This is a genomic window from Dietzia sp. 179-F 9C3 NHS, from assembly GCF_045369825.1.
Classification (GTDB): domain Bacteria; phylum Actinomycetota; class Actinomycetes; order Mycobacteriales; family Mycobacteriaceae; genus Dietzia.
This window is the reverse complement of sequence record NZ_JBIQES010000002.1, coordinates 361,724-385,985: the sequence shown is the minus strand read 5'-3', so window position 1 is coordinate 385,985 and position 24,262 is coordinate 361,724. Positions and strand designations below refer to the sequence as shown.

General features: G+C 72.2%; 19 protein-coding genes and 2 tRNA genes. 14 read left to right on the top strand and 7 right to left on the bottom strand.

Annotated elements, in window-relative coordinates; all coding sequences use genetic code 11:
• Nucleotides 1-2: 2 nt before the first annotated feature.
• Nucleotides 3-1,031, bottom strand: a complete 1,029-nt coding sequence (locus ACH0BZ_RS04155; protein WP_406896692.1) for an oxidoreductase — start codon at nt 1,029-1,031, stop codon at nt 3-5.
• Between the two features lie 69 nt (nt 1,032-1,100).
• On the opposite strand from ACH0BZ_RS04155, the gene ACH0BZ_RS04150 reads away from it, so the two are divergent.
• Nucleotides 1,101-1,973, top strand: coding sequence for a DoxX family protein (locus ACH0BZ_RS04150; RefSeq protein ID WP_406896691.1), 873 nt, complete (start codon nt 1,101-1,103; stop codon nt 1,971-1,973).
• Nucleotides 1,974-1,985: 12 nt separating this feature from the next.
• Here ACH0BZ_RS04150 and ilvD read toward each other — a convergent pair whose 3' ends face one another.
• Nucleotides 1,986-3,824 (bottom strand): dihydroxy-acid dehydratase, encoded by a 1,839-nt coding sequence (gene ilvD, locus ACH0BZ_RS04145; RefSeq protein WP_406896690.1) that lies wholly within the window; start codon nt 3,822-3,824, stop codon nt 1,986-1,988.
• Between the two features lie 157 nt (nt 3,825-3,981).
• Between ilvD and ACH0BZ_RS04140 the strand changes: the two genes are divergently transcribed.
• On the top strand, nt 3,982-5,469 hold the full coding sequence (locus ACH0BZ_RS04140) for a DUF3533 domain-containing protein (protein WP_406896689.1): 1,488 nt from the start codon (nt 3,982-3,984) through the stop codon (nt 5,467-5,469).
• Here ACH0BZ_RS04140 and ACH0BZ_RS04135 read toward each other — a convergent pair.
• Nucleotides 5,377-5,796 carry a PH domain-containing protein gene (locus tag ACH0BZ_RS04135; protein ID WP_406896688.1) on the bottom strand — a complete coding sequence of 140 codons (420 nt, stop codon included), beginning with the start codon at nt 5,794-5,796 and terminating at the stop codon, nt 5,377-5,379. The genes ACH0BZ_RS04140 and ACH0BZ_RS04135 overlap by 93 nt on opposite strands.
• 247 nt (nt 5,797-6,043) lie before the next feature.
• On the opposite strand from ACH0BZ_RS04135, the gene ACH0BZ_RS04130 reads away from it, so the two are divergent.
• From ACH0BZ_RS04130 to ACH0BZ_RS04115, 4 genes are all read left to right on the top strand, one after another.
• A complete protein-coding gene (locus tag ACH0BZ_RS04130) occupies nt 6,044-7,939 on the top strand; it encodes an acetolactate synthase large subunit (protein WP_406896687.1) in 1,896 nt (631 codons plus the stop codon).
• A complete protein-coding gene (gene ilvN, locus ACH0BZ_RS04125; protein WP_406896686.1) occupies nt 7,936-8,442 on the top strand; it encodes an acetolactate synthase small subunit in 507 nt (168 codons plus the stop codon). Before ACH0BZ_RS04130 ends, ilvN begins: the two co-directional genes overlap by 4 nt.
• 34 nt (nt 8,443-8,476) lie before the next feature.
• Entirely contained in the window at nt 8,477-9,490 is a 1,014-nt protein-coding gene (gene ilvC, locus ACH0BZ_RS04120; RefSeq protein ID WP_406896685.1) for a ketol-acid reductoisomerase, read from the top strand.
• Nucleotides 9,491-9,580: 90 nt separating this feature from the next.
• On the top strand, nt 9,581-11,185 hold the full coding sequence (locus ACH0BZ_RS04115; protein ID WP_406896684.1) for a hypothetical protein: 1,605 nt from the start codon (nt 9,581-9,583) through the stop codon (nt 11,183-11,185).
• A gap of 75 nt (nt 11,186-11,260) precedes the next feature.
• Here the strand turns inward: ACH0BZ_RS04115 and ACH0BZ_RS04110 are convergent, their stop codons facing one another.
• Both ACH0BZ_RS04110 and ACH0BZ_RS04105 read right to left on the bottom strand, forming a co-directional pair.
• On the bottom strand, nt 11,261-12,727 hold the full coding sequence (locus ACH0BZ_RS04110) for a phytoene desaturase family protein (protein WP_406896683.1): 1,467 nt from the start codon (nt 12,725-12,727) through the stop codon (nt 11,261-11,263).
• Nucleotides 12,724-13,302, bottom strand: a complete 579-nt coding sequence (locus ACH0BZ_RS04105) for a hypothetical protein (protein WP_406896682.1) — start codon at nt 13,300-13,302, stop codon at nt 12,724-12,726. Before ACH0BZ_RS04105 ends, ACH0BZ_RS04110 begins: the two co-directional genes overlap by 4 nt.
• 215 nt (nt 13,303-13,517) lie before the next feature.
• On the opposite strand from ACH0BZ_RS04105, the gene serA reads away from it, so the two are divergent.
• From serA to ACH0BZ_RS04080, 5 genes are all read left to right on the top strand, one after another.
• Nucleotides 13,518-15,110, top strand: a complete 1,593-nt coding sequence (gene serA, locus ACH0BZ_RS04100; protein ID WP_406896681.1) for a phosphoglycerate dehydrogenase — start codon at nt 13,518-13,520, stop codon at nt 15,108-15,110.
• 11 nt (nt 15,111-15,121) lie between these two features.
• Nucleotides 15,122-16,141, top strand: coding sequence for a 3-isopropylmalate dehydrogenase (locus ACH0BZ_RS04095; RefSeq protein WP_406896680.1), 1,020 nt, complete (start codon nt 15,122-15,124; stop codon nt 16,139-16,141).
• Between the two features lie 91 nt (nt 16,142-16,232).
• A complete protein-coding gene (locus tag ACH0BZ_RS04090) occupies nt 16,233-18,086 on the top strand; it encodes a putative nucleotidyltransferase substrate binding domain-containing protein (protein WP_406896679.1) in 1,854 nt (617 codons plus the stop codon).
• Nucleotides 18,086-18,808: an exonuclease domain-containing protein gene (locus ACH0BZ_RS04085; RefSeq protein WP_406896678.1), complete on the top strand. Its 723-nt coding sequence runs from the start codon at nt 18,086-18,088 to the stop codon at nt 18,806-18,808. Before ACH0BZ_RS04090 ends, ACH0BZ_RS04085 begins: the two co-directional genes overlap by 1 nt.
• Before the next feature lie 33 nt (nt 18,809-18,841).
• Nucleotides 18,842-19,639 (top strand): fumarylacetoacetate hydrolase family protein, encoded by a 798-nt coding sequence (locus tag ACH0BZ_RS04080; RefSeq protein WP_406896677.1) that lies wholly within the window; start codon nt 18,842-18,844, stop codon nt 19,637-19,639.
• 132 nt (nt 19,640-19,771) lie between these two features.
• Here ACH0BZ_RS04080 and ACH0BZ_RS04075 read toward each other — a convergent pair whose 3' ends face one another.
• Entirely contained in the window at nt 19,772-20,725 is a 954-nt protein-coding gene (locus ACH0BZ_RS04075; RefSeq protein WP_406896676.1) for a hypothetical protein, read from the bottom strand.
• A 374-nt stretch (nt 20,726-21,099) separates the two neighbouring features.
• Nucleotides 21,100-22,230 carry an isochorismate synthase MenF gene (locus ACH0BZ_RS04070; protein ID WP_406896675.1) on the bottom strand — a complete coding sequence of 377 codons (1,131 nt, stop codon included), beginning with the start codon at nt 22,228-22,230 and terminating at the stop codon, nt 21,100-21,102.
• 130 nt (nt 22,231-22,360) lie between these two features.
• On the opposite strand from ACH0BZ_RS04070, the gene gltX reads away from it, so the two are divergent.
• The 3 genes from gltX (at nt 22,361) to ACH0BZ_RS04055 (ending at nt 24,236) form a co-directional block, all read left to right on the top strand.
• Nucleotides 22,361-23,860, top strand: a complete 1,500-nt coding sequence (gene gltX, locus ACH0BZ_RS04065; protein ID WP_406896674.1) for a glutamate--tRNA ligase — start codon at nt 22,361-22,363, stop codon at nt 23,858-23,860.
• Between the two features lie 203 nt (nt 23,861-24,063).
• Nucleotides 24,064-24,135: transfer RNA gene (locus tag ACH0BZ_RS04060), tRNA-Gln, on the top strand.
• A 28-nt stretch (nt 24,136-24,163) separates the two neighbouring features.
• Nucleotides 24,164-24,236 (top strand) — tRNA-Glu (locus ACH0BZ_RS04055).
• Nucleotides 24,237-24,262 lie beyond the last annotated feature (26 nt).

Genomic DNA, 24,262 nt, shown 5'->3' with positions numbered 1-24,262 from the left:
GCTCAGACCCGCGCCTCGCCCCCGCCTCCGGTGTCGGGGAGGATGACGGCCCGGTCGTCGGTCGCGACGGGCTCGCCGCCGTCCTTGTTGGTGGTGCCCGCCAGGAGCAGGCCCTCCGTCAGCGCGGTGAGACCGGTCAGGCGCCCGTAGCGCTCCTCTGCCCGGGATTCGGGCTGCCCCTGCGCGGCGCCGCCGGAGGTCGCGAGTGTGTCGACCCGCTCGGCGTCCGGCAGGGCCACGGACAGCGAGTCGGGCAGAGCCGCGCAGCCACCGACCGCGCGCTGCTCCGGCCAGGTCCACACGACCCGGTCGGGGGTCCGGGCCACAACGCCACGGCCGGTGGAGGCGGTGAGGAACACCTCGCCGTCGACCGTGCACAGCCCGCGGACCTCGCCGAGGTCGCGGGCCAGGATCTCGGGCCGCTCGGCGCGGCCCACACCGGTGAAGTCGGGGAAGCGCAGCAGCTCCCCGCCGACCGCCACGGTGAGGAGGTCGTCGACGAAGGCGAGCCCGCCGGAGGCCGCCGGGGCGAGCTCGGCGACGGTGCGGGGGGCGTCGCCGCGGGCGAGCCGCTCGATCCGGGTCGGCCCGTCGCCCACCACGAGGACGTAGACCAGACGGTCTTCGGCGAAGTCGGGGGAGGGGGCGACGGCCGCGACGCGTCCGCCCCGGGGATCGACGCGGCCGAAGTCCTCAGGGTCGGCGTCGACGGAGACGACCCGGATGCGGCCGCCCTCCTCGGCGAGGAGGGCCTTCTCCCCGATCCCAGCAACCGCGACCGCCGGCTCGAGGCAGGTGGCGATGACCGCGGGGTCGGGGTCGTCGCATGGGCCGGGCTCGGCCGGCTCCACCGCCGGCTCCGAGGTGGTCGGGGGCTGGTCAGGCTCGCGCTGGCCGGGTGGCGCGGAGGGCGGCGGCGCGCCCATGCCGGGGCCCTGGGCCGGGGTGAACGGCGAGTCGAGGCGGTCGTCGAACCGGGCGCAGCCGGAGACGGCCAGTGCCACCACCAGCCCGAGCGCGACGGATCTCATGCCGACCAGCGTACGGCGCGGCCGCCGTGTCGCCCGCGTGGCGTCCGGAATGCCGCCTATGGTCGGTACGTGACTTCCTCCACGCCCGGCGACGACTCCCGCACCGAGATCATCCACGACGTCGACTATCCGCTCGACGTCCCGACGACCTCTGGCTCCGACATCGGAAGCCGCGGTGCTGAGACGGCGGCCGCGTCCACCTCCTCGGGGGCGGCGACCAGCCGCATTCCCGCGGCGTCAGCCCGGGGCACTGGCGCCGACTCCGGGACCGACACGTCCACGCGCGCGTTCGCCACCGACGCTGGCGGGTACGACGCATCCGGTCCGCTGCCGTACGGTGACCAGCCCACGACGGTCGAACCGACCCGCCGGGCCGAGACCCCCGGGCGCGGTACCGCCGATCTCGGGCTGTTCCTGCTGCGGGTGACGGTGGGCGTGTTGCTGGCCCTGCGCGGGCTGCAGAAGCTCTTCGGGGTGTTCTCCGGCCCGGGCATCGACGGGTTCACGGCAATTCTCACCGACGCCGGGTTCGAGCACGCCCGGGTCCTCGCCGTGGCCGGCGGGGCGCTGGAGCTCATCGGCGGCGTCATGCTGGTCGTTGGTCTGGCGACCCCCGTGGCGGCCGCGGGGCTCCTCGGCCTGGTGGGGCTCGGTGCCGCGATCCGCCTCACCGGGCCCGAGACGGTGACCCTGCTCGGCGAGACGACCCGCGGGCTGGACACGTCGATCCTCTACGGCGTGGCGCTGCTCACCCTGCTGTTCGCCGGACCCGGCCGCTGGTCGGCCGACCGCCGGTGGGCCTGGTCGTACCGGCCGCGGTTCAGTGGCCTCGTCTGGCTCCTCGTGGCGCTCGCGGCGGCCGCGCTCGTCTGGTACTTCCTCAACGGCACCAACCCGCTGACGTCAGTGGTGGACAGCGCGCCGGTCACCGCCGGCGAATAGCCCGCCGGGCCCCTACTCGGGCAGGACCCGCACGGCCCCCTTGTCGGCCGACGAGGCCATCGAGGCGTACGCGCGCAGCGCGGTGGAGACCGTGCGTTCGCGGCTGGTCGGGCGCCACGGCAGCGGCCCCTTCTCCTCTCGGCGGCGGGCGAGCTCGTCGTCGTCAACCTCAACGCTGATGGAGCGGGTGGCCACGTCGATCGTCACCACGTCGCCGTCGCGGAGCAGGCCGATGGGGCCGCCGGCGGCGGCCTCCGGGGCGATGTGGCCGATGGACAGCCCCGAGGAGCCGCCGGAGAAGCGGCCGTCGGTGATGAGCGCGCACTTGGTGCCCAGCCCGGCGCCCTTGATGAACGCCGTGGGGTGCAGCATCTCCTGCATGCCCGGCCCGCCCGCGGGACCCTCGTAGAGCACCACGAGCACCTCGCCGGCCTGGAGGGTCTTGTCGAGGATCACCGAGACGGCCTGCTCCTGGGACTCCACGACCCGGGCGGGGCCGCTGAAGTGGAAGTGCTCCTCGGAGACGCCGGCCGTCTTGAAGATCGCGCCGTCGGGGGCGATGTTGCCGCGCAGGACCGCCAGACCGCCCTCGGCGGTGGCCGGGTGCGCGACGGAGTGGATGCAGCCGTTCTCGGCGTCGGTGTCGAGCGACTCCCAGCGGTTGTCGGTGGAGAACGGCTCGATGGTCCGGACACCGCCGGGAGCTGCGTGGAACAGCTCGATCGCCCGTTCGGTGGCCGTGCCGCCGCGGATGTCCCAGTCGGCGAGGTACTGCTCGAGCGAGGGGGAGTGCACCGAGTGGACGGACGCGTCGAGCAGGCCGCCGCGGTGCAGCTCGCCGAGGATCGCGGGGATGCCGCCGGCGCGGTGGACGTGCTCCATGTAGTAGTCGGAGTTCGGGGCGACCTTGGCCAGGCACGGGACCCGGCGCGAGATCTCCTCGATGTCGTGGAGGTCGAAGTCCACCTCGCCCTCCTGTGCGGCGGCGAGGATGTGCAGCACAGTGTTGGTGGAGCCACCCATGGCCACGTCGAGGGCCATGGCGTTGGAAAAGGCGGCTTTGGTGGCGACGGAGCGCGGCAGAACCGAGTCGTCGTCGTCCCGGTAGTAGCGGCGGCAGAGGTCGACGACGAGGCGGCCGGCCTCGGCGAAGAGTTCCCGCCGCGCGCTGTGCGTGGCGAGCGTGGAGCCGTTGCCGGGCAGGGACAGGCCCAGGGCCTCGGTGAGGCAGTTCATCGAGTTGGCGGTGAACATGCCCGAGCAGGAGCCGCAGGTGGGGCAGGCCGAACGCTCGATGGAGTCCAGGCCGGCGTCGTCGATCGCGGAGTTGGCGGAGGCGGAGATCGCCGTGATGAGGTCGGATCCGGCCTTGACGACGCCGTCCACGACCACGGAGAAGCCGGACTCCATCGGGCCGCCGGAGACGAACACGGTGGGGATGTTCAGGCGCATCGCCGCGTTGAGCATGCCCGGGGTGATCTTGTCGCAGTTGGAGATGCACACCAGCGCATCCGCGGTGTGCGCGTTGACCATGTACTCCACCGAGTCCGCGATGATCTCGCGGCTGGGTAGGGAGTAGAGCATGCCGGCGTGGCCCATCGCGATGCCGTCGTCCACCGCGATGGTGTGGAACTCGCGGGCGACGCCACCGGCCGCGGTGATCTGCTCGGCCACGATCTCGCCGACGTTCTTGAGGTGCACGTGGCCCGGGACGAACTGGGTGTACGAGTTGGCCACGGCGATGATCGGCTTGCCGAAGTCGGCGTCGGTCATCCCGGTCGCGCGCCAGAGGGCGCGGGCTCCCGCGGCATTGCGTCCGGCGGTGCTGGTGCGTGACCTCAGGGGCGGCATGGGACCTCGATCCTCGTCGGGGGTCCGCGCGGACGGCGATGACGCTGAGCAGGGCCGCAGGGCGCGGTGGACCTGACCAGCGTACGCCGGGACGCGGGAGTAGCCTTCTACCGGTCGGCCCGAGGCCGATCTCCGTCGGTCGTGAACGAAGGTGCAGATGTCCGTCGAGCAGAGTCCGCCCCGCCCGGGGTCCTGGGGCGACGAGTCCGGCCACAGAGGGGACCTGCGCGAGTTCCTCTCCCATGCCGTGGGCGCGGTCGTGGTGGTCTGCGGCCTGTTCTTCCTCCTGGGGTACATGTACCTGGACGGCACGGCAGACCCGCAGGCCAATGCGCGGTATCTGCCGGTGGCGGTGGTGAATCAAGACGAGGGGGCCACTCTCGACACGCCGATCGGCCCCCGGAGAATGGCGGTGGGTCAGCAGATCTCCGACGGGTTGCTGCACAACAACGACTGGCGGACCCTCCGACTCCATCCTGTGGATGCCCAGGCCGCCGAGGCCGGACTACGTGACGGCACCTACTACGGGGTGGTCCGCATGCCCGCGGACCTCAGTCGACAGGTCGCGGGCCGGATCGAGTCGGTGACGACCGAGTCCGGTCAGCGGGCGGACCCGCCGGAGCCGGCGCGCGTTGTGGTCGAGTACTCGCCGCGCATGTCGGTGGTGTCCGGGCAGGTCATGTACCGCCTCGCGGACGCGTTGCAGGACTCGCTGCGGGAGCGGATGGGTACGCAGATCCTCGATCAGGCGCGGCTGTTGGCCGAGGCCGAGCAGCACACGGTCGGTGCCGCCGGGGAACTCGTTCTGCGCGACCCGGTCCGGGTGGAGGTGACGCAGTGGAATCCGCTTCCGGAGGGCGTCTCCAACGCGTCGTTGCCGTTGTTCTACGCGCTGGTGGTCGTACTCGCGGGATTCACGGGCGCGATGGTCATCTCGAGCCTGCTCGACGCCCGCCTGGGCTTCATCCCGCTCGAGGTGGGGCCCTTCGCCTTCAACGTGCACGTGGCGCCGATCGGGCGGCTGCACACCCTGTTACGTAAGTGGGCGGTGACGATCGTGACCGCTCCGCTGGTCTCGGGCATCTATCTGGGGATCGCGCACGTGGTGGGGATCACGGGGTTCGACCCGTGGGCCATGTTCTGGTTCGCGGTCCTCGGGATCGCCGCGGTGGGGATCTGTGCGCATACGATCATCGCGGCGATCGGCAACGCGGGGTTGCTGGTCAACCTCGTGGTGTTTGTGGTGTTGGGGATCCCCACCTCGGGTGGGGCCACGCCCACGCATATGCTGCCGCCGTTGTTCAGGGCGATCGGCTCGGTCGAGCCCATGCACCAGGCGTTCCTCGGGCTCCGCGCGATCATGTTCTTCGACTCGGCATGGAGCGCCGGTCTGGGCCATGCCGTGTGGGTGCTCGGGGCGTGGGGCGTCGCCGGTGTGGTGGGCGGGGTGCTCGTGACGATCGCCTACGACCGGATGGGACTGGAACGGCAGGCGATCGCAGACCGTGTCCGGGCGAATCGGCGTGCGGCGGCAATGGTTGGCGAGCTCGGCTCAATCCGCCGCGTACGGATCGCGGATGCGGCCGCGGCTGGCGGCGGAGAGGCGGGGCAGATCGTGGAAGGAGACGCCACCCATCGGGAGTGAGGCCGTGGTGGTCGTGACGAGGCGGGCGAAGCCGGCCTTGGGGAACATCACTCCCTTGACCTGCGCCCATGGCACCGTCCGCCGGCGACGCCAGCTCGAGAGCTGGACCCCCTCGTCGTCGACCCGCGTCCAGGTCCGGGCCACCCACCACCCGAAGCCGAGGGGGACGAGCACCAGCCATCCGAGTGCCACGGGGTAGGCGGCGACCGGCCACAGGATCGCCAGGACGAGGATGCCCACGGCGAGGTACGACATGGGGTTGACGCGGAAGAGCGCGCGGTCCCGGGGGGTCGACTCCGGGACGGGGGGTCTGATCGAGGAGCTCATGATGTGCCCAGTCTCGCACGGCCCACGATGTGGGATCGCGGTTCCACGAGTTGACGCTGCCGCCGGCGTCCGCCTACGCTGGGGCGCGTGAACACCTGGAACGGTCTCGTACTCGGCCGGCGCGTCGGCGCCTGAGCCGTTACCTGGCTTCCCGTCGACGCGCACCCTCGCCGGCCCCCTCTGGCCGCCGGGGGTTTTTTGTTGCCGCCGACACAGGCCTCCACGACCAGCATGAAGGACACTTGAAGTGAGCGCACCAACGGCACATCCCGGACCGCGTCCGGGCGCAGAGCAGAAGGCCCGGTCCGCGGCCCCCGAGCGCATGACCGGGGCCCAGGCGGTCGTCCGGTCCCTCGAGGAGATCGGCACCGACGTCGTCTTCGGCATCCCCGGGGGGGCGATCCTTCCCGTCTACGACCCGCTGTACGACTCGGTCAAGGTCCGGCACGTGCTGGTCCGCCACGAGCAGGGGGCCGGGCACGCCGCCACGGGCTACGCCCAGGCGACCGGCCGGGTCGGCGTGTGCATGGCCACCTCCGGGCCCGGCGCCACGAACCTCGTCACCCCGCTGGCGGACGCCCAGATGGACTCCGTGCCCGTCGTGGCCATCACCGGCCAGGTCGGCACACCGCTCATCGGTACGGACGGCTTCCAGGAGGCCGACATCTCCGGCATCACGATGCCGATCACCAAGCACAACTTCCTCGTCTCGCACGGCGACGACATCCCGCGGGTCATGGCGGAGGCGTTCCACATCGCCCAGACCGGCCGCCCGGGCGCGGTCCTCGTGGACATCCCCAAGGACGTCCTCCAAGAGGAGATGACCTTCTCGTGGCCGCCGGAGATGAAGCTGCCCGGCTACCGTCCCGTGACCAAGCCCCACGGCAAGCAGATCCGTGAGGCGGCCCGGCTCATCGCCAAGGCCTCCCGCCCGGTGCTCTACGTGGGCGGCGGCGTGATCAAGGCCGACGCGGCGCCCGAGCTGCTCCAGCTCGCCGAGCTCACCGGCATCCCGCTGGTCACCACGCTCATGGCGCGCGGCGCGTTCCCGGACTCGCACCGGCTGCACTACGGGATGCCCGGCATGCACGGCAGCGTCGCCGCGGTGGCCGCGCTGCAGAAGTCGGACCTGCTCGTCACCCTCGGCGCCCGGTTCGACGACCGCGTGACCGGCCGGCTCGACACCTTCGCTCCCGAGGCCAAGGTGGTCCATGCCGACATCGACCCGGCGGAGATCGGCAAGAACCGCGCCGTGGATGTGCCGATCGTCGGCGACATCAAGGAGGTGCTCGTCGAACTCGTCGAGACGCTGCGCGGCGAGTGCGAGTCGGGTGCGCTGCGCGCGCCGGCGGACTGGGTCGCCCAGCTCGACGAGATCCGGGGCGAGTACCCGCTCGGCTACGGCCCCCAGTCGGACGGCTCGCTGAGCCCCGAGTACGTGATCGAGCGGCTCAGCGCCGCCGCCGGTCCGGACGCGATCTACTGCGCGGGTGTGGGCCAGCACCAGATGTGGGCCGCCCAGTTCGTGCAGTACGAGAAGCCGCGGACATGGCTCAATTCCGGTGGCCTGGGGACCATGGGCTACTCGGTGCCCGCGGCGATGGGCGCCAAGTTCGGCCGCCCCGACGCCGAGGTCTGGTCGATCGACGGCGACGGATGCTTCCAGATGACCAACCAGGAGCTGGCCACCTGCGCCATCGAGGGTGCGCCGATCAAGGTCGCGCTCATCAACAACGGCAACCTCGGCATGGTCCGTCAGTGGCAGACGCTCTTCTACGACGAGCGCTACTCGCAGACCGACCTGTCGACGCACTCGATGCACATCCCCGACTTCGTCAAGCTGGGCGAGGCTCTGGGGTGCGCGGCCCGGCGCGTGGAGCGGGCCGAGGACGTCGACGAGGCCATCGCCTGGGCGCGGGGGATCGACGACCGACCCGTGCTCCTCGACTTCATCGTCGGCGCGGACGCGCAGGTGTGGCCGATGGTCGCGGCCGGCACGTCCAACGACGAGATCATGGCGGCGCGGGACATCCGCCCGCTGTTCGACGACACGGACTCGGCGGCCGACGAGCCGGCCGAGATCCACGAGGCGACCGAGCGGGTCGACGCCGCCGTCATCGCCGCCCAGGAGGAGGAGAAGTGACCGCCCGCACCCACACCCTGAGCGTCCTGGTGGAGGACAAGCCGGGCGTGCTCGCGCGCGTGTCGTCGCTGTTCTCCCGCCGGGGATTCAACATCGAGTCCCTCGCCGTGGGCCCCACCGAGACCGACGGCCTGTCCCGCATGACCATCGTCGTGGACGTCGAGGACTTCCCGCTCGAGCAGGTGACCAAGCAGCTCAACAAGCTCGTCAACGTCATCAAGATCGTCGAGCAGGAACCGGCCGGCTCGGTGGCCCGCGAGCTCACGCTCGTCAAGGTCCGTGCCGACGCCGCCAACCGCGGCCAGATCGTCGAGGTCGCGAGCTTGTTCCGCGCGCACGTCGTGGACGTCTCGCCGGAGTCGCTCACACTCGAGGCGACCGGCACCCCGGACAAGCTCGACGCGCTGCTGCGCATGCTCGACGGCTACGGGATCCGCGAGATCGTGCAGTCCGGCATGGTGGCGCTGGGACGCGGTCCCAAGTCCATCACCACCACTCGATAGTCTTTCCTCATCACCGACACGAAGGGAATCCACCATGGCAGTGGAGATGTTCTACGACGACGCCGCCGACCTCTCGCTCATCCAGGGGCGCAAGGTCGCCGTCATCGGTTACGGCTCGCAGGGTCACGCCCACTCGCTGAGCCTGCGCGACTCGGGCGTCGAGGTCGTCATCGGTCTGCGTGAGGGCTCGAAGTCCCGGGCGAAGGCCGAGGAGCAGGGCCTCACCGTGATGACCGCCGCCGAGGCCGCCACGTGGGCCGACGTCATCATGATCCTCGCCCCCGACACCTCGCAGGCGCAGATCTTCGCCGACGACATCGCGCCGAACCTCTCCGACGGCAACGCGCTGCTCTTCGGCCACGGCCTCAACATCCACTTCGACCTCATCACGCCGCCGGAGAACGTCACCGTCGGCATGGTCGCCCCGAAGGGCCCGGGCCACCTCGTGCGCCGCCAGTTCGTCGACGGCAAGGGCGTCCCCGCCCTCATCGCCGTGGACCAGGACCCCAAGGGCGAGGGCCAGGCGCTCTGCCTGTCCTACGCCAAGGCGATCGGCGGCACCCGCGCGGGCGTCATCAAGACCACCTTCAAGGACGAGACCGAGACCGACCTGTTCGGCGAGCAGGCTGTGCTCTGCGGCGGCACCGAGGAGCTCGTCAAGACGGGCTTCGAGGTCATGGTCGAGGCCGGCTACGCGCCCGAGCTCGCCTACTTCGAGGTGCTCCACGAGCTCAAGCTCATCGTGGACCTCATGTACGAGGGCGGGATCGCGCGTATGAACTACTCGGTGTCCGACACCGCGGAGTTCGGCGGCTACCTCTCCGGCCCGCGCGTCATCGACGCCGGCACCAAGGAGCGCATGAAGGAGATCCTGTCCGATATCCAGGACGGCACCTTCACCAAGCGCCTGGTGGCCAACGTCGAGGGTGGCAACAAGGAGCTCGAGGGGCTACGCAAGGAGAACGCCGAGCACCCGATCGAGGTCACCGGCAAGAAGCTGCGCGACCTCATGAGCTGGGTCGACCGGCCGATCACCGAGACCGCCTGAGGGTCGCGGTAGCGATCACCGGACGGGCCGGTAGGGTCCAGCGGGATCGGTCCTCCGGGGACCGACACCCCGACGACGAGGAGGACCGCCGTGCGCCACATCATCCGAGGTGTGGGTGCGGCGGTCCTCGCCGTCTCCCTCGCCGCCACCTCCGTGGCGTGCACATCCTCTCCGGGGGGCGAATCGGTCGCCGCGGCGGCATTCGAGGGCACGCGCGTGGCCGCGGACTCCGACGCGACGGGCGTCGACGCCGCCCGCCTGCTCGTGGACTCCGCCCCGATCGCCGTGGTGTCCGCCCCCGACGGCGCGGCCACCGCCCGCGCCGCCTCGGTGGCGGTGGGTCTACGCGCCCCCATGCTGACCGCCGAGAAGGATGCCGGCGCGGCCGTCTCCGAGGAGTTGGACCGGCTCGGCGTGGAGCGGGTGCTCCGCGTGGGCGACGCGGACGTCCCGGACGGCTCCTACGAGGTGGTGGACGCGCCCGCCGGCCGCGACGAGCTCGAGGAGCTCATCGGGCTGGAGTTCACGGACGAGCAGGAGCTGGCGGCGGCCCGGGTCCCCGAGACGGTGGCGGACCTGGACCCCGGTGAGCCCGCCCTCCTCGTCGTCGGGGACGTACCCGGCCCCGAGGGGGCGGAGGGCGATCCTTTCTCCGCGCTCGACGCGGCGTGGACGGAGGACGACGCCCCCCGGGTGCTCGTCCACGACGACACCTCCGTGGCGTCCGTCGCCACCGCGGTGGCGACCGGTGCCGCCGTATCCCACCTCGGGGCCCCGGACCCGCGGGTCGACGGCGACTCCGTCGAGGCCGTGAGCGGGGCGGACGCCGTCCTCGCACTCGGCCCGGGCTGGGGGAGCGAGGACCAGCTCCGCGACCGGGTGGAGAAGGCGCGGACGGTGCCCGAGCTCCCCGGCGGTGGCCAGTTGCTCTTCCCCGGGCGCCGGTTCGTGGCGGCCTACGGCTCGCCCATCACGCCGGCGTTGGGCATCCTCGGCGAGCAGGATGCCGAGGAGGGTGCGGCCCGGGTCCAGCGGCTCGTCGACGAGTACCGGCCGTTCTCGCCCGAGCCGGTGATCCCGGCGTTCGAGATCATCGCGACCGTCGCCTCGAGCTCACCCGGCCCGGACGGGAACTTCACCAACGAGTGGCCCGTCGAGGAGTTCGTCCCGCTCGTCGAGGCGATCACCGACGCCGGTGGCTACGCCGTGATCGACCTGCAGCCCGGGATGGCGGACATGCTCGACCAGGCCAAGCTCTACGAGGACCTGCTCAAGCGACCGAACGTCGGCCTGGCCCTGGATCCGGAGTGGAAGCTCGATCCCGGGCAGCAGCCCGGCGCCCAGATCGGCAGCGTGGACGCCGAGGAGATCAACCGCGTCGTGCACTGGCTGGCGGACCTCACCCGGGAGACCGGTGGACCGCAGAAGCTGCTCATCCTTCACCAGTTCAACATGTCCATGATCACCAACCGTGGGAAGATCGACACCTCGCGCCCCGAGCTCGCGATCACGCTGCACGCCGACGGGCACGGCACCCCGGAGATGAAGTTCGAGACGTGGGACGTCCTGCGCAGCGGGCTCCCGTCGGACATCTGGATGGCGTGGAAGAACTTCTACGACGAGGACACTCCCACCTTCACCCCGGAGCAGACGATGGACGTCGAGCCCCGGCCCTGGTTCGTCTCCTACCAGTAGGTACCGCTCGGTAGACCCGGCACCACCCGCGGCGCAGGAGAAGGCGGCCGTCGCCGCCCGACCCACGCGCGCGGTTCAGCGCGCGAGGATCCGCCCGGCCACGTGGTTCCCGGCCATGCCGTGGACTCCGGGGCCGGGCGGCGTCGACGCCGAGGCGTGCCAGATCCCGGGCAGGCCCGTCGCGTAGGGGTCCCGTCGGGGCACCGGCCGCGAGAGCAGGCCGGCCAGATCGACCCGGCCCGCCGCGATGTCGCCCCCGGCGTAGTTGGCGTTGTGCTCGACCATTCGCGACGCGGGCGTGCAGTGGGCGGCCAGCACCACGTCCCGGATCCCCGGCGCGACATCCTCGAGCGCCCGCAGGACGTCCTCGGTCACGTCGCGGTCGGAATGGGTGGGGACGTGCGCGTAGGTCCACAGCGGCCGGCGCCCGTCGTCCGCCACCCGGTCGGGGTCGGCAACCCACGGCTGGGAGACCAGGACGACCGGCCGTTCGGCGTGGTGCCCGGCGGCGACGGTCCGCTCGGTCGCCGCGATGTCGGCGGCCGTGCCGCCGAGGTGGACGGTCCCTGCGCCGTCCAGGCGGGCGTCGCGCCACGGCACGGGGCCCGACAGGACGAGGTCGACCTTGGCGGCACCCCCGCCGAGTGGGGCGCGGGCGAGCCGCCGGGCGCGGCGCACGGTGGCGGGGGAGGGTGACGACGCCAGCAGCACCTCGCCGAGCACGCGCGAGGAGGTGTCGAACACGACGTGCGGCGCATCCACGTCGGAGAGGGAGCGCACGCGCGTGCCGGTGCGGATCTCGCCCCCGGCGGCGCGCACGGCGTCGGCGAGCGCGCCGGTGAGGGCGCCGCTGCCGCCCACCGGCAGGCCCCAGCCGGCGTCGGCGTGCAGCAGCGTCCCGAGCAGGACGCCGACCGCGGTCGCGGCCGGCGAGGACAGCGGGGTGACGGCGTGGGCGGCGATGCCGGCGAAGAGCGTGCGGCCGTCGGGCCCCAGGACGTCCGGCCCGAGCGCGCCGGCGTGGGCCAGTCCGAGGGTGACGGCGAGGGTCGCGGACGCGATCAGGGGCGGCACCGACCGCTGATCCGACAGGGCGGCCGCCGCCACGTCGTCGGCGCGCCCGGCCGCGGGGCCGAGCAGTCGCCACCACGCTCGGGCCTCGGACTCCGAACCGAGCCCGGCGGGCAGAGCCCCCCGCGGGCCCTCCACGACGAGCGCGTCCCGGCCCGGCAGGGCGTGGGCGAGCTGGACCGGCGGGCGGACCAGGTGGACGCCGTGCGCGGCGAGGTCGAATTCCCGGAAGAACGGCGACGCCCCCGCCATGGGGTGGACGGCCGAGCAGATGTCGACCGTCAGGCCGTCCCCGTGCCCGCCCGGCACCGCCGGGAACGGCAGGGTCCGGCAGCCGCCGCCGATCGCGTCCTCCGCCTCGAGGACCACGACGTGCCGACCGGCGCGCGCGAGCAGCCACGCCGCCGCGAGTCCGTTGGGTCCGGACCCGACGATCGCGACGTCGGCCCGGGCCGGCGCCGCGGGGCTCATCCGAACGCCGCGAGCCCGTATACCCGGCGCAGCGCCTCGAGGACCTCTTCTTGGGTCGCGGCCTGCTCGGCGAGTCCGACGAAGATGTCGCGCGCCGTGAGATCGCCGGCCTCGTCGTCGCCGTCGGGGGCGGCCCCGGCGACCCACGAGTCGGCGAGGATCTCCCACATGCTCCGCTTGGCCACGACGAGCGTGCGCAGCGCCTCGAGCGCGCCGAGGCGGGTGAGCGGGTCCACCACCCACGGCCCGGCGGGCAGGGCGGCCAGTCCCACCCGCGAGGACAGGCGCACCAGGCGCCTTCCCGGCGTCCCGATCATCGTGAGGCGGGCGAGCAGCTGCCGGGCCACGTCGATCTCGTCGTCGAACTGCTCGCGCATCGGCGTGAGCAGCGCGCGGTCGGTGGGGTCGACAGCGCGGATGCACCGGTCGAGCAGGCTCCGGCCGACGGCCGACCCGTAGAGGTGGACCCGGAGGTAGGCCGCCACCGCGGCGGGGCCCCGCGCCGGGGAGAGGACGGGGAGCCGGGGGATCGATCCCCGTCTCCCCCCGGCGGACGGACGGGACGTGCTCGGCATCGGCTCTCCTCACGATTCTCGCGGCACCCGGTCGGTCGGTGTGGTCCGGGTATGACATCCGCCACGGTAGGGGTCCCGGGCCACCCCGGCCACTGGTCCCGAGGGGTGGCTGGTGGCCTAGACTGGCGGGGTCCCGGCCCCGGCGGCGTCGTCACCGGCGTCCGCCCGCTCCGCACGGGACGTCCGGACGTACCCGACCCCGAGGAGTTTCCACCGTGACCGCAGCCGGACGCCCCGTCGTCCTCATCGCCGACAAGCTCGCCCAGTCGACCGTCGACGCCCTCGGCGACGCCGTCGAGGTCCGCTGGGTCGACGGTCCGGACCGCCCCAAGCTCCTCGAGGCCGTCAAGGACGCCGAGGCACTCCTCGTCCGCTCGGCCACCACGGTCGACGCCGAGGTGCTCGCGGCCGCGCCGAACCTCAAGATCGTCGGCCGCGCGGGCGTGGGCCTGGACAACGTGGAGATCCCGGCCGCCACCGAGCGCGGCGTCATGGTGGTCAACGCGCCCACCTCCAACATCCACTCCGCCGCCGAGCACGCCGTGGCCCTGCTCATGGCCGCGTGCCGCCAGATCCCGGCCGCCGACCGCACCCTGCGCGAGCACACATGGAAGCGCAGTTCCTTCAACGGCGTCGAGCTCCTCGGCAAGACCGTCGGCGTGGTGGGCCTGGGCCGCATCGGCCAACTCGTGGCCCAGCGCCTCGCGTCGTTCGAGACCGAGCTCATCGCGTACGACCCGTACCTGCCGCCCGCCCGCGCCGCGCAGCTCGGCATCGAGCTCGTGGAGATCGACGAGCTGGTCTCGCGCGCCGACATCATCACGATGCACCTGCCCAAGACCAAGGAGACCGCCGGGTTGTTCGACGCCGAGCGCCTGGCCCGGGCCAAGGACGGCGTCGTGATCGTCAACGCCGCCCGCGGCGGCCTCATCGTGGAGGACGCGCTCGTCGACGCGCTGAAGTCCGGCAAGGTCCGGGCCGCGGGTCTCGACGTGTTCGACACGGAGCCGTGCACCGACTCGCCTCTGTTCGAGCTCGAGAACACCGTCGTCACCCCGCACCTCGGCGCCTCCACCAGCGAGGCCCAGGACCGCGCCGGCACCGACGTCGCCCGCAGCGTCCTGCTCGCGCTGCGCGGCGAGTTCGTCCCCGACGCGGTCAACGTCACCGGCGGCCCCGTCGGCGACGAGGTCGCTCCGTGGCTCGACCTGGTGCGCAAGCTCGGCCTCGTGGCCGGCCACCTGTGCCCGGGCATCCCCACCACGGTGAACATCGAGGTCGCCGGCGAGCTCGCCGCCGAGTCCGTCGACGTGCTGGGTCTGGCCGCCCTGCGCGGCATGTTCTCCGCCATCACCGACGAACCCGCGACGTTCGTCAACGTGGGCCAGATGGCCGAGCAGCGGGGGGTCACCCATTCCGTGGAGACCCGCAGCGAGTCCAAGTCCTACCGCAGCACCGTCACCGTCACCGCCGTCTCCGCGGACGGCGCGACCGCCGAGGTCACCGGCACCCTCTCCGGTCTGGAGAAGGTCCAGAAGATCGTCCGGATCAACCAGCGCGGCTTCGACATGCGCGCCGAGGGGCAGAACCTCTTCGTCCACTACGCCGACCGCCCGGGCGTGCTCGGCAGGGTGGGCTCGATCCTCGGCGGCGAGGGCATCGACATCCAGGCGGCGGCGCTGAGTCAGGACACCGACGGCGAGAACGCCTCGCTCATCCTGCGCGTGGACCGCGTCGTGGCCGAGCCGACCGTCGACCGGATCGTCTCCGAGCTCGACGCCGTGGCCACCCAGATCTCGCTGGCCTGAGGGGAGGGACGATGAAGCTCGCAGTCATCCCCGGCGACGGCATCGGCGTCGAGGTCACCGCCGAGGCGCTCAAGGTGCTCGACGCGCTGGTCCCCGGCGTGGAGAAGACCGAGTACGACCTCGGCGCGCGCCGCTACCTCCGCAACGGCGAGACCCTCACCGACGCGGACGTGGCCAGCCTCAAGCAGCATGACGCGATTCTGCTCGGCGCCATCGGCGACCCGCGCTCGGTGCCGGCCGGCGTCCTCGAGCGCGGCATGCTCCTGCCGCTACGCTTCGCGCTCGACCACCACGTCAACCTGCGCCCCTCACGCCTGTACCCGGGCTCGGCTACGCCGCTCAAGAACCCCGGCGAGATCGACTTCGTGGTGGTCCGCGAGGGCACCGAGGGCAGTTACACCGGCAACGGCGGAGCGATGCGCGTGGGCACCCCCCACGAGATCGGCACGGAGACCTCCGTCAACACCCGCTACGGCGTGGAGCGCGTGGTGCGGGACGCCTTCGCCCGCGCGCAGGGGCGTCGGAAGAAGCTCACGCTGGTCCACAAGACCAACGTGCTCGTCAACGCCGGCGGGATCTGGCAGCGCACGGTCGACGAGGTGGCGCCCGAGTTCCCCGACGTCGCGGTCGACTACAGCCACATCGACGCCATGATGGTCTATCTGGTCACCGAGCCCTCACGCTTCGACGTGATCGTCACCGACAACCTCTTCGGCGACATCATCACCGACCTCGCCGCGGCCGTCACCGGCGGCATCGGCACCGCGGCCTCCGGAAACATCGACGCCTCCGGCACCAACCCGTCCATGTTCGAGCCCGTCCACGGATCGGCCCCTGACATCGCCGGGCAGGGCAAGGCCGACCCCACCGCCGCGATCCTCTCGGTGGCGCTGCTCCTGCGGCACCTCGGCAAGGAGTCCGAGGCCGCGGCGATCGAGGCGGCCGTCGAGGCCGACCTCGGCTCGCGGGGCGACACGGCGATCGTGACCTCCGAGGTGGGCGACCGGATCGTGGCGGCGCTCGGCTCCTGACACCACCTCCACCGCCGCACGGGCCGGGCCCGCGGGTGTGAATCGCGTGAAGCGGCTCACACCGCGGGCCCGCGGCGTCCACAGTGGAGTGATGGACGTCGAGATCTCCGAGGTGGTGGACTTCCTCGCCGGCTGCGTGCCGTTCGACACCCTGGACCGTGCCGAGCTCGTGGCACTGGTCCCGCGGTTGAGCCAGCGGTACCACCGCCGGGGCGGCGTGATCGTGGCCCCGGGCGCGGAGAACCACGCCCTCCATGTGGTGCGCTCCGGGGTCGTGGAGGTGTGCGACCCCGCGGGCGCGCTCATCGAGACGCGCGACGTGGGGGAGAGCTGCGGCTACTCCACCCTTGCCAGCGACGGGCCGAGCCGCTACCTCATCCAGGCGGCCGAGGACTCCCTCGTCCTGGAGGTCCCCCGCGCGGCGTTCGACGACGTCTCGGACCGCCACCCCGGCATCCGCGCGTTCTTCGCCGAGGAGAGTAACCGTGTCCGCGGGGAGCTGGTCGCGGTCCGGGTCGACGCCTCCGGCGGCGACCCCCTGAGCACCCCGGTCTCCGAGCTGGTGGCCCGGGACGCCGTCTCCTCGCCGTCGTCCACCCCGGTCCGCGACGCCGCGCGGCGCATGTGCGACCAGCGGGTGTCCTGCCTGATCGTGGTGGACGACGGGCGTCTCGTGGGCATCCTCTCGGACCGCGACCTGCGCAGCCGGGTGCTGGCCGAGGGCAGGGAGCCGTCGACGCCGATCGGGGAGGTGATGACCGCCGACCCGGTGCACGTGCGGGACACCACCCGGGCGTTCGATGCCACCCTGCTCATGATGGAGCGGGGCGTGCACCACCTGCCGGTGCTCGACGAGGGGGACCGCCCCGTCGGCGTCGTCACCTCCACGGACCTGCTGCGCCTGGCCCAGGCCGATCCCATCTACCTCGCCGCCCGGATCGCGCGGGCGCCCTCCCCGGTCGCGGTCGCCGAGCAGGTGCGCAAGCTCCCGGCGATGACCGTCGAGTGGGAACGTCGCGGGTTCCCGCCGTCCGACGTGGCGCGGGTGATCACCGCGACCGCCGATGCCGCCACCCGCCGCCTGCTCGAGCTGGCCGAGGAGCGGTTGGGTCCGCCCCCGGTCCCGTTCTGCTGGGTGGTGCTCGGCTCGCAGGCCCGCGGCGAACTGGGCGTGGCCAGCGACCAGGACAGCGCGCTCGTCCTGGCCTCGCGTCCGGCGGACGAGACCTGGTTCGCCGAGGTCACGGCGCTCGTCAGGGATGGTCTGGCCGACGCCGGCTTCCCCGGGTGCCCGGGCGACATGATGGCCGCCAACCCCCGCTGGCGGATGACGGTCGAGGAGTGGGGCGAACAGATCGACACGTGGGTACACCGGCCGGAGTCCGAGCACGTCCTGGACGCCCAGGTCGCGCTGGACATGCGCGCGGTCGCCGGGAACGCCGAGCTGTGCGAGCAGGTCACGCGCCGGCTACTCGACACCGCGCGGCACGGCCCCCGCTTCCTCGCCCACCTCGCCCGCGCGGCCGCCGACTGGCAGCCGCCGCTCGGCTTCCTGCGCGGACTCGTCGTGGAGAAGCGGGGGGAGTACCGCAACACCCTCAACGTCAAGGCCGGCGGCCTGTCCGCGATCATCCAGATGGCCCGTCTGCGGGCACTGGCCGCGGGCCTGCCCCAGGTGGGCACCGTGGAGCGGATCGAGGCCGTGCGGGACGCCGGCGCGATGGCGGAGCGCGACGCCCGCTCCCTGCTGCTGTCCTTCGATTTTCTCCGCCGGTTGCAGATCCGCCACCACGCCCGGCTCGTCGCCCAGGGCCGGGAGCCGGACAATCAGATCGACCCCTCTGAGCTGTCCTCCCGTGAGCGTCAGCGTCTCAAGCTCGCGTTCCGCGCCGTCGCCGAGCAGCAGGAGGCCCTGGCCCTGCGGTACCCGATCCGGCAGATGTGATGTTCGACGCGTTGCGCCGACGCACCGCCGCCGCCCGCCGCGAGCGCGCCGCCGCCGGATTGCCCGGGGGGCCGCTGCGCCGCTACCTCGAGACCGCCCCGCCCGGGCCTGACACTCCGCTCGCCGACCTGCCGCTGCTCGCCGTGGACGTGGAGACCACCGGCTTCGACCCCCGGCGCGACCGCCTGCTGTCGGTGGGGTTCGTGCCGGTGGACGGGGACCGGATCGTGCTCGCCGGCGCTGGCGGCACGGTGGTGCGGGGGGACGGGCCGGGTGACGACGACGGGGTCGGCCAGTCCGCCGTCCTGCACGGACTCACGGACGACGCCCTCGCGACCGGACGGAGCGACGTCGAGGCCCTGGACGCCGTGCTCGACGCGCTGACCGGCCGGGTCCTGCTCGCCCACTTCACACAGATGGAGACGGGGTTCCTCGGCGAGCTGTGCACGAGGCTCCACGGGGTCACGGCGCCCTTCGTCGTCGTCGACACCCTGGAACTCCACCACCGCCTCCTCACCGGGGGCCCCGACATGGGGTTCTCCACCGACCCCTCGCCGGGGGAGCTGCGGCTCTGGGCGGCCCGCGAGCGGTACGGACTGCCGGTGTACCGGGCGCACGACGCGGTGGTGGACGCCCTGGCCTGCGCAGAGCTCTACCTCGCGCAGATCAAGGAACTGGGGGACCGGGGGGTGGCCACCCTCGGCGCCCTGACGCGCCGGTGAGGCCGCGACCCGCCAGCGCCTAGGATCGTCGGTATGCGTCTCGCCCGTATCGCCCACCCGCAGGGATTCGCCTTTGTCGAGGTCCGCGGGGACGTCTTTGACCCCGGCTCGCTCGTGTGCGCCGAGATCGCCGAACACCCCTTCGGTGACCCCGAGTTCACCGGCCGCGAGTGGCCCTTCGCCGACGTCCGGCTGCTCGCCCCGATCCTCGCCTCCAAGGTGGTGTGCGTCGGCAAGAACTACGCCGAGCACGCCGCCGAGATGGGGTCCGAGGCCCCCGCCGAGCCGCTGATCTTCCTCAAGCCCAACACCTCCGTCGTCGGCCCCGAGGCCCCGATCCAGTATCCGCCGAGCTCCGAGCGCGTGGACCACGAGGGCGAGCTCGCCGTGGTGATCGGCCAGCCGTGCCGCGATGTGCAGGCCGCCCGCGCCCACGAGGTGATCCTCGGCTACACCTGCGCCAACGACGTGACGGCGCGCGACCAGCAGAAGTCCGACGGGCAGTGGACCCGCGGCAAGGGCTACGACTCCTTCTGCCCGCTGGGCCCGTGGATCGTCACCGACCTCGACCCCAACGGCCTCGACGTGCGCACCACCCTGCGCCACGAGGACGGCTCCGAGGAGCTGCGCCAGGACGGCAACACCTCGCAGTTCATCCACACGGTCGGCGAGATCATCGAATACATCACCCGCGTCATGACGCTGCTGCCCGGCGACGTCGTGCTCACCGGCACCCCGGCTGGCGTCGGCCCGATGCTGCCCGGCGACCGCGTCACCGTGGAGATCGAGGGGATCGGCGCGCTCACCAACCCCGTGATCGACCGAGCCTGAGTCCGTGGCGCCGGGCGTCGGCGTCACCTTTCGAACCGCCTGAGCTCTCTCGCCACTCCCACAGCGATGACCGCCTTCAACAGCGTTCATGGCCGCTGTTGGAGGCGATCATCGCTGTTGCCGCGAGGTGGGTCAGGCGCCGCGGATGGCCGGAGTCCTGTAGAGGGCGCGGCGGAGGCGGGCGAGGAGCACCTCGGGTCGGGACAGGTCCCCCCACCGCCACCGGATCACCACGAAGCCGAGTGACTGCAGCTCGTTCTCCCGGTCCTTCTCGTCGGCGATGACCTGCCAGGGCTGCCGTGGGTCCGTGCTGTCGAGGTACTTCCGCATCCCGTCGCATTCGCCGATCACCCGGTGGCCACGCCAGAAGAAGTCCACCCGGTAACGCCCGAGCCGGGTGTCGAACCGGACCTGGAGCTCCGGTTGGGGCAGGCCCGCATCGGCGAACAGCAGGCGGCTGCGGGTTTCCAACGCACTCTCCGCCAGGCCGTCTGCTTCCGCGAGTCGCCTCCGAGCCCGGGGCACGCCGTGGCGGGACGGAGGGCGGTTGAGCGCGTCCGCGAGGTCGTCCAGGCTGCAGAGCTGTCGATGGAGTGCGGCATCCGCCGCACACACCGCGGTATCGCGATCCGCGGTCCGGAGCAGATCGGCGACAGTACGCGGGACAGTGGTCACCGGTACGCCGCCGATCGTGGTGGTCTCCCCGTCGCGGAGCGGCAGCCACGCGGTGGAGGTCACGCTCGTTCTGGTCGAACGGCACGGAGGGCTGTGCCGGGTCCTTCGCACGGTGAGATCGGTGCCGTTGATGAGGGGCAGGCCGTGGAGCGCCGCCGCGGATTCGTGCGAGTACACCGTCAGCGCTTCCGGTTCGGGCGGATGCACACGATGCGCAGCGTGGACGTCGACCCGATGTGCGTCCTCGGGAAACAAATCGCGGTATTCGCTGGTCGCATAGAGGCCGGACCGCAGCCGGATCAGGCCGCCTCCCCGCACCATCGCGCGCAACGAAGCCTCGGACTGCCCTGCGCCCAGAAGCTGGTCGCGGGTACGGATCAGATCGTCGGGGTGCTGTTCGAGGCGCTTCATGTGGCCGATGATCCCGGCCGTCGTCAGCGTGACGAGGTCTGAACGACGCGATCACAGCAGGGGCTGGGGAGGGGCCCGAGCGCTTGTGGAAAACGATACGTGCAGAAAGGCGCCGCCAGCGTCGCGCCCCCGGACGATCAGCGCGGTGGAATCCGTGCGCTCTCAAGGTTCGGCGGGTCGTCGTCGCGCAGTCCGCCGGTGCTCACCACCGTTCAACAGCGCTCATTGTGGGCAACAGCGACCATGCACGCTGTTGGTGGCGATCATCGCTGTTGGTCAAGGCGACGGCCGAGCCCAAGGCGACGGCCGAGCCCAAGGCGACGGCCGAGCTCAAGGCGGCGGCCGAGGGGCCGCGAACGCGGGACCCGACGGCCTCAGGCCGCCCCGAAGGCCCGCAGAACGGTCCGGAGCTTGGCTTCGGTCTCGGCGACCTCGTCGTCGGGGTCAGAGCCGGCCACGATGCCGCCGCCGGCCCAGGCGATCGCCCCGTGCCGGTCGGCATCGATCTCGGCGCAGCGGATGGTGACCATCCAGTCGCCGTCGCCACTCGCGTCCGACCAGCCGACGGCCCCGGCGTAGAAGCCGCGCTCACCCTCGAGCCCGCCGATGACGCGCCGCGCCTCGTCGGTGGGGGTGCCGCACACGGCGGGCGTGGGGTGCACGGCGAGGGCCAGGTCCAGGGCGGTGGTGCGGGGGTCGGCGATGCGGCCCCGGATTCGCGTGCCGAGGTGCCACATCTCGCGCGTGGAGGTCAGGCCCGGTCGCTCGGGGATCTCCAGGTCCACGCACAACGGGTCCAGGCACGCAGCGAGGGAGTCCACTACAAAGGCGTGCTCGGCGACGTCCTTGGCGGAGTCGCGCAGCGCGCGCCCGGCGGCCTGGTCGGCGGCGGGGTCGGCGGCGCGCGGTGCGGAGCCCGCCAGGGGGTGGCACTCCACCAGGTCGCCGCGACGTCGCACGAGGAGCTCGGGGCTGGAGCCGACGAGGACTCGACCGGCGTAGAGGCCACCGGCGGGGGAGAGGTCGACGAGGTAGCCGTCCGCCGACGGGCTCGAATCGATGAGTGAAGCGCACACCGCGTGCGGGTCGATCGGCTCGTGGGCCTCGAGCCGCACCGCACGCGCGAGGACCACCTTCTCGACCCCGCCGGCGTGTACGCCCGCGACCGCGGTGGCGACGCGGCCACGGTGCACGGCCCCGTGCGGCACCTCCTCGGTGACCCGCGCGCGGGTGCGCAGCCCGCGGAAGTACGCGGGGGGTTCGAGGGGACCGTCGGTCCGGACGACGATGTCGGGCTCGATCAGCGCGGCGGGCGCGTCGGGCTCGAACCCGATCGCGCCCACCACCAGCCCGCAGTCACCGGACCGCAGGGCGAGCGCCGCGTCGGCCGGGTCGGAGAACGCCTGAAGCGACCCCTGGGTGCGCAGCGACCCGGTGGCGCGGGAGAGAAGGAAATCTGGGGCGGTGACGGGGCGGGCCGCGTCGGGGTGATGCCCTGACCCCACGGCTCGCCTCCCTCGACTCGGCAGTCGTCGACGCCAGATCCGGCCGGCGACTCGGTTACCCGGACGATCCTAGCGGGACGTCCCACCGCGGTCGGCGGTGCGGCCGCGCGGCGTCACTAGGATGGTCGGCATGACCGCCTCAGACGTTCGCGTCCGCTTCTGCCCGTCGCCCACCGGAACGCCCCACGTGGGCCTGATCCGTACGGCGCTGTTCAACTGGGCGCACGCCCGGCACACCGGCGGCACCTTCGTGTTCCGCATCGAGGACACGGACGCGGCCCGCGACTCCGAGGAGTCGTACCGGGCGCTGCTCGACGCCCTGCGCTGGATGGGCCTGGACTGGGACGAGGGCCCCGAGGTGGGCGGTCCCTATGCGCCGTACCGGCAGTCCGAGCGGCGGGAGATGCACCTCGAGGTGGTCCGCAGGCTCGTCGAGGCGGGCGAAGCCTACGAGTCGTTCTCCACGGCCGAGGAGGTCGAGGCGCGGCACCGTGCGGCCGGGAGGGACCCCAAGCTGGGGTACGACGGCTACGACCGCGACCTCACCGAGGAGCAGAAGCAGGCGTTCCGGGACGAGGGACGCGGCGCGGTGATCCGCCTCCGGATGCCGGACGAGGACCTGTCCTGGGACGACATGGTGCGCGGCGAGACCGTGTTCAAGGCAGGCACGGTCCCGGACTTCGCGCTGACCCGCGGTAACGGGATCCCGCTCTACACCCTCGTGAACCCGGTCGACGACGCGCTCATGAAGATCACTCACGTCCTGCGCGGCGAGGACCTCCTCTCCTCGACCCCACGCCAGATCGCCCTGTACCGGGCCCTCGAGCGGATAGGCGTGGCCGACCGCGTGCCGGAGTTCGGCCATCTTCCGTTCGTCATGGGCGAGGGCAACAAGAAGCTCTCCAAGCGCGACCCACAGTCGGACCTGTTCCTCCACCGCGACCGCGGAATGCTGCCCGAGGGGCTGCTCAACTACCTGGCACTGCTGGGCTGGGGGCTGTCCGAGGACCGCGACGTCTTCACGCTGCAGGAGATGGTGGACGCCTTCGACGTCCGCCAGGTCAACGCCAATCCGGCCCGCTTCGACCAGAAGAAGGCCGACGCCATCAACGCCGAGCATATCCGGCGCCTGGCCCCCGAGGAGTTCGCCCGGCGGCTGCGGGAGTACCTCGTCGCGCATCCGGCGGAGGACGGACTCACCCTGCCGGAGGACCTCGACGGCGACCGGTGGGCGACCGTGACCGACCTGCTCCAGACCCGCATCGTCGTGTTCTCGGACGCGTGGGACCTCATCCGCTTCCTCGTGGTGGACGAGGCTGACTTCGCCGTCAACCCCCAGGCGGCCGCCAAGAACCTCAAGGCCGATTCCCGCGAGGTGGTGGACGCGGCGATCGCAGCGCTGGAGGCGCTGACGGAGTGGACCACGTCGGCGATCGAGGCCGCGCTCTCGCAGGCGCTCGTCGAGGATCTCGGCATCAAGCCGCGCAAGGCCTACGGCCCGGTGCGCGTGGCCGTCACCGGCTCGCATATCTCCCCGCCGCTCTTCGAGTCCCTCGAGCTGCTCGGCCGCGAGGCCACCCTCGCCCGGCTGCGGCGCGCCCCCGTCGCCGAGGCCCCCGCGGAGGGCTGACGGCGCGGGACCGCCGGCCACGGAGGGGCGCGCGGGGACGATGACGGTATGTGGCGCCGGATGCTGCTCGTCCTCCCCGCCGGGCCGGCTCCGACCCCTTCGGATTCGACTCACCGCCCGTGAACAGCGCGTTTATGCCTCACGGTGAGGGCTTTGGTAGTCTCTTCGAGGTCGCCCCGCACAGGGCGGACAACTCAATACAGTGGCCTATGGTGTAATTGGCAACACAGCTGATTCTGGTTCAGTCGTTCTAGGTTCGAGTCCTGGTAGGCCAGCGGAGTGCGTCTGACGCACTCGTCCTGAGCCCCCGTCGTCTAGCGGCCTAGGACGCCGCCCTCTCACGGCGGTAGCGTGGGTTCGAATCCCATCGGGGGTACAGCTGGAAAGGCCCCGGTCCACACG

Excerpts from the sequence above, each read along its gene's own strand:
- ACH0BZ_RS04140 (WP_406896689.1), top strand. The coding sequence starts at position 3,982 with ATGTCCGTCGAGCAGAGTCCGCCCCGCCCGGGGTCCTGGGGCGACGAG.
- ACH0BZ_RS04085 (WP_406896678.1), top strand. The coding sequence starts at position 18,086 with ATGTTCGACGCGTTGCGCCGACGCACCGCCGCCGCCCGCCGCGAGCGC.
- ACH0BZ_RS04135 (WP_406896688.1), bottom strand. The coding sequence starts at position 5,796 with ATGAGCTCCTCGATCAGACCCCCCGTCCCGGAGTCGACCCCCCGGGAC.
- ACH0BZ_RS04090 (WP_406896679.1), top strand. The coding sequence starts at position 16,233 with ATGGACGTCGAGATCTCCGAGGTGGTGGACTTCCTCGCCGGCTGCGTG.
- gltX (WP_406896674.1), top strand. The coding sequence starts at position 22,361 with ATGACCGCCTCAGACGTTCGCGTCCGCTTCTGCCCGTCGCCCACCGGA.
- ACH0BZ_RS04105 (WP_406896682.1), bottom strand. The coding sequence starts at position 13,302 with ATGCCGAGCACGTCCCGTCCGTCCGCCGGGGGGAGACGGGGATCGATC.
- ACH0BZ_RS04155 (WP_406896692.1), bottom strand. The coding sequence starts at position 1,031 with ATGAGATCCGTCGCGCTCGGGCTGGTGGTGGCACTGGCCGTCTCCGGC.
- ACH0BZ_RS04110 (WP_406896683.1), bottom strand. The coding sequence starts at position 12,727 with ATGAGCCCCGCGGCGCCGGCCCGGGCCGACGTCGCGATCGTCGGGTCC.
- ACH0BZ_RS04095 (WP_406896680.1), top strand. The coding sequence starts at position 15,122 with ATGAAGCTCGCAGTCATCCCCGGCGACGGCATCGGCGTCGAGGTCACC.
- ACH0BZ_RS04075 (WP_406896676.1), bottom strand. The coding sequence starts at position 20,725 with ATGAAGCGCCTCGAACAGCACCCCGACGATCTGATCCGTACCCGCGAC.
- ilvD (WP_406896690.1), bottom strand. The coding sequence starts at position 3,824 with ATGCCGCCCCTGAGGTCACGCACCAGCACCGCCGGACGCAATGCCGCG.
- ilvC (WP_406896685.1), top strand. The coding sequence starts at position 8,477 with ATGGCAGTGGAGATGTTCTACGACGACGCCGCCGACCTCTCGCTCATC.
- ACH0BZ_RS04080 (WP_406896677.1), top strand. The coding sequence starts at position 18,842 with ATGCGTCTCGCCCGTATCGCCCACCCGCAGGGATTCGCCTTTGTCGAG.